Here is a 4,812-nt window from a genome sequence, read left to right on the forward strand (position 1 = left end):
CGTGAGTACGAAGCGCAAAAGCAGGAGTAATCCATGTCGTTTGGTGCCTGGTTGAAAGCGCACTATGACGAGAAGGGGCCGGTCCGTTGGCTGGCCTTTTTTCTCGAAGTGGTGTCGGCAAGCGTACTGTTCTTTCTGATGGCGTTGACCTGTGTCGACGTTTTTGGCCGTTATCTGTTTAACAGTCCCATTCATGGCGGCACCGAGATGACCGAGATCGGTCTGGCGGTGATGGTGTTTGCGGCGATGCCGGTCATAACCTGGCGGGGCGGTCATATCGTGGTTGACCTGCTGGACCGTTTTCTGGGTTCGAAGATCGTCAAGGTACTGTCGTTGCTGGCGGCGCTGGTCATGTCATCGTCCCTGTACTTTCTGGCACTGCGTATCTTCGAGTTGGGCGAACGCTCCATTCGTCGAGGTGTCGTGACCGAGTTTCTGGCGATGCCGAGCGGTTACATCGTGCAGTACATCGCGATCATGAGCTGGGCCACGGCCCTTGGCATGATCACCTATGGCGTCTATCGCATCCTGTTTCAGGATCAAGACTAACCCGAACCGGATACAGGTATCTCGATTATGTCCGTAGTTCTGATCGGCTTTGCCGTTCTCCTGTTTCTGATCATCGTGGTGCGGATGCCGATTGCATTTGCCATGGGGATCGTCGGCTTCTTCGGCTTTGCCTTTTTGCAGGGCCTGGAGCTGAGCAATATTGCCAACTTCCGTTGGACCGGGGCGCTGTCGATGGCGTCCAACCGCGTGATCGACACCGTGCAGGAATACAGCCTGTCGGTGATTCCGCTGTTTATCCTGATGGGTAACCTGGTCACTCGCTCGGGCCTGTCTCAGGAACTCTATGCGGTGTCCAACGCCTTTCTGGGCCACCGCAAGGGCGGCCTGTCGATGGCAACTGTTGTGGCCTGTGGCGGTTTTTCCGCCATCTGTGGCTCCAGCCTGGCGACCTCCGCCACCATGTCCAAGGTGGCGATGCCGCCGATGCGCAAGTACGGATATTCCGACGCGCTGGCCACGGCTTCCATTGCCGCCGGCGGCACCCTGGGTATCCTGATTCCGCCCAGCGTGATCCTGGTGATCTACGGTCTGTTGACCGAGTCCTCCATTCGTGAACTCTTCGCGGCCGGCTTCATACCGGGCCTTCTCGGTATCCTGTTGTACCTGGTGGCGGTGCGCTATGTGGTCTGGCGTGATCCCAGTGCCGGTCCGGCCGGTGAAAAGACCGAGTGGCCGGAACGCCTGCAGGCCATGAAAGGCGTCTGGGGTGTCCTGGTACTGTTCACGGTGGTCATGGGTGGTATCTATCTGGGGATTTTCACTCCGACCGAAGCGGCCGGCATCGGTGCCGGTGGTGCCTTCCTGATTACCCTGTTCCGTGGCCGCATGACCCTGCGCAACCTGTTCGAGACGCTGGCCGATACGGCGCGGACCTCGGCAATGCTGTTTGCGGTGGTGATCGGTGCCCTGATCTTTTCCGACTTCATTAACCGTGCCGGTCTACCGACGATGCTGCTGGAGCTGGTGTCCTCCATGAATGTGCCGCCGATGGGTGTGATCCTGGCGATTCTGGGCATCTATATCGTGCTGGGCATGGTGTTCGAAAGCCTGTCGATGATGCTGTTGACGGTGCCGGTGTTCTACCCGCTGGTGGCCAGTCTGGGCTATGACCTGGTGTGGTTTGGAATAGTTGTCGTGGTCGTGACCGAGATCAGTCTGATTACCCCGCCGGTGGGTATGAATGTGTTTGTACTCAGTGCGGTATTGAGGGATGTGAAAACAGGCACTATCTTCAAGGGAGTGACTCCGTTCTGGTGTGCCGATATCGTGCGCCTGGCGTTGATCGTGTTTATCGCTCAGATCGCGCTGTTCCTGCCGGAAATGCTGTACCGCTAAGCGGTGCAGCATTTTATGTAACAGGTTTTACAGTTTCTAAAGGGGTTAAGGGGAAAGACTGAAATCGGCTGGGAGGTAGACATTAGTATTGATCTGCCGCTGTCACGACTTGCTTGGCGCAACAAAGTGTTACATTATTCATTGGAACTGTTGTCTTTTAGTATCGCAATACCAATAACTATACCAATGCAGGAGCAACACCATGATTAAAACAATAAAGTTCGCTACCAAAACAGCGGCTCTGGCCGTGGGTCTGTCTGCATCCGCCTCTGCTCTGGCTGCAGATACCACACTGATTGTCGGCACCTGGCTGCCGCCAACCGCTGCTCAGAACGCTGTCGTTTGGCCGACCTGGGCCAAATGGGTGGAGGAAGCCACCGAAGGACGCGTTGCCGTCAAGATCGAGTATGATGTCGGTCACCCCAAAACTTATTTCCAGCTGGTTGAAGACGGCGTCATTGATGCCGGTTTCAGCTATCACGGCTACGTGCCAGGCCGGTTCAAGTTGCCGCTGGCAGTTGAGCAGCCGGGTCTGGGCGTGGGCGCAGAAGCAGCGTCCGTGGCCCTGTGGCGCACGCAACAGAAATATTTTGCTCAGGCAAACGAATTTGCCGGTCTGGAGCTGCTGGGTATGTTTACCCATGGTCCGGGTCAGCTGATGACCACCAAGCCGGTTGAAAGCATTGCCGAGCTGGAGGGAATGAAAATCCGTATCGGTGGCGGCGTACAGGCCGAGATCGGCAAGCGTACCGGCATGACTCCGGTTTCCGCACCGGCCACCAAGGTATACGAAATGATGCAGCAGGGCGTTATCGATGGTGCGCTGCTGCCGCTGGGCGAGCAGAAGGCTCAGCGCCTGGCTGAAGTGACCGATACCCTGAACCTGATCCCGGGCGGCATGTATCTGGGCAGCTTCTCCATGTTCATCAATCCGGACTTTATGGAAGACCTGGACCCGAAGGATCGTGAAGCGATCATGAGCGTGTCCGGCGAGAAACTGTCGGCTTTGGCCGGCAAGGCCTGGCAGCAGGCTGACGAGGATGGTCTGGCATTCGCCCGTGAAACCGGTGTGAATATCATCGACCATACCAAAGATGACACATTCAACCAGGACTTCCTGAAACTGGCGGACGGTATGGATCAGGCATGGATCGATAGTGTCGCCGACCGTAAGGTCGACGCCGCAACCGCGCTGAAGGAACTGCGCCAGATCGCGCGTGAGTACGAAGCGCAAAAGCAGGAGTAATCCATGTCGTTTGGTGCCTGGTTGAAAGCGCACTATGACGAGAAGGGGCCGGTCCGTTGGCTGGCCTTTTTTCTCGAAGTGGTGTCGGCAAGCGTACTGTTCTTTCTGATGGCGTTGACCTGTGTCGACGTTTTTGGCCGTTATCTGTTTAACAGTCCCATTCATGGCGGCACCGAGATGACCGAGATCGGTCTGGCGGTGATGGTGTTTGCGGCGATGCCGGTCATAACCTGGCGGGGCGGTCATATCGTGGTTGACCTGCTGGACCGTTTTCTGGGTTCGAAGATCGTCAAGGTACTGTCGTTGCTGGCGGCGCTGGTCATGTCATCGTCCCTGTACTTTCTGGCACTGCGTATCTTCGAGTTGGGCGAACGCTCCATTCGTCGAGGTGTCGTGACCGAGTTTCTGGCGATGCCGAGCGGTTACATCGTGCAGTACATCGCGATCATGAGCTGGGCCACGGCCCTTGGCATGATCACCTATGGCGTCTATCGCATCCTGTTTCAGGATCAAGACTAACCCGAACCGGATACAGGTATCTCGATTATGTCCGTAGTTCTGATCGGCTTTGCCGTTCTCCTGTTTCTGATCATCGTGGTGCGGATGCCGATTGCATTTGCCATGGGGATCGTCGGCTTCTTCGGCTTTGCCTTTTTGCAGGGCCTGGAGCTGAGCAATATTGCCAACTTCCGTTGGACCGGGGCGCTGTCGATGGCGTCCAACCGCGTGATCGACACCGTGCAGGAATACAGCCTGTCGGTGATTCCGCTGTTTATCCTGATGGGTAACCTGGTCACTCGCTCGGGCCTGTCTCAGGAACTCTATGCGGTGTCCAACGCCTTTCTGGGCCACCGCAAGGGCGGCCTGTCGATGGCAACTGTTGTGGCCTGTGGCGGTTTTTCCGCCATCTGTGGCTCCAGCCTGGCGACCTCCGCCACCATGTCCAAGGTGGCGATGCCGCCGATGCGCAAGTACGGATATTCCGACGCGCTGGCCACGGCTTCCATTGCCGCCGGCGGCACCCTGGGTATCCTGATTCCGCCCAGCGTGATCCTGGTGATCTACGGTCTGTTGACCGAGTCCTCCATTCGTGAACTCTTCGCGGCCGGCTTCATACCGGGCCTTCTCGGTATCCTGTTGTACCTGGTGGCGGTGCGCTATGTGGTCTGGCGTGATCCCAGTGCCGGTCCGGCCGGTGAAAAGACCGAGTGGCCGGAACGCCTGCAGGCCATGAAAGGCGTCTGGGGTGTCCTGGTACTGTTCACGGTGGTCATGGGTGGTATCTATCTGGGGATTTTCACTCCGACCGAAGCGGCCGGCATCGGTGCCGGTGGTGCCTTCCTGATTACCCTGTTCCGTGGCCGCATGACCCTGCGCAACCTGTTCGAGACGCTGGCCGATACGGCGCGGACCTCGGCAATGCTGTTTGCGGTGGTGATCGGTGCCCTGATCTTTTCCGACTTCATTAACCGTGCCGGTCTACCGACGATGCTGCTGGAGCTGGTGTCCTCCATGAATGTGCCGCCGATGGGTGTGATCCTGGCGATTCTGGGCATCTATATCGTGCTGGGCATGGTGTTCGAAAGCCTGTCGATGATGCTGTTGACGGTGCCGGTGTTCTACCCGCTGGTGGCCAGTCTGGGCTATGACCTGGTGTGGTT

General features: G+C 57.5%; 5 protein-coding genes. All 5 read left to right on the forward strand.

All coding sequences use genetic code 11. The annotated features are described in order from the left end of the window. Positions 1–33 precede the first annotated feature (33 nt). Positions 34–549 (forward strand): TRAP transporter small permease, encoded by a 516-nt coding sequence (locus H1S06_RS09155; protein WP_181737554.1) that lies wholly within the window; start codon positions 34–36, stop codon positions 547–549. Between the two features lie 27 nt (positions 550–576). After that, positions 577–1,905: a TRAP transporter large permease gene (locus H1S06_RS09160; protein WP_181739423.1), complete on the forward strand. Its 1,329-nt coding sequence runs from the start codon at positions 577–579 to the stop codon at positions 1,903–1,905. A gap of 202 nt (positions 1,906–2,107) precedes the next feature. Further along, positions 2,108–3,151 (forward strand): TRAP transporter substrate-binding protein, encoded by a 1,044-nt coding sequence (locus H1S06_RS09165; RefSeq protein ID WP_181739425.1) that lies wholly within the window; start codon positions 2,108–2,110, stop codon positions 3,149–3,151. A 3-nt stretch (positions 3,152–3,154) separates the two neighbouring features. Then, a complete protein-coding gene (locus tag H1S06_RS09170; RefSeq protein ID WP_181737554.1) occupies positions 3,155–3,670 on the forward strand; it encodes a TRAP transporter small permease in 516 nt (171 codons plus the stop codon). 27 nt (positions 3,671–3,697) lie between these two features. Continuing rightward, positions 3,698–4,812: TRAP transporter large permease (locus H1S06_RS09175; RefSeq protein ID WP_181739427.1), on the forward strand; the 1,115-nt coding region annotated here is incomplete at its 3' end.

Origin of the sequence: Marinobacterium marinum (assembly GCF_013868415.1) — a bacterium.
Taxonomy (GTDB): domain Bacteria; phylum Pseudomonadota; class Gammaproteobacteria; order Pseudomonadales; family Balneatricaceae; genus Marinobacterium; species Marinobacterium marinum.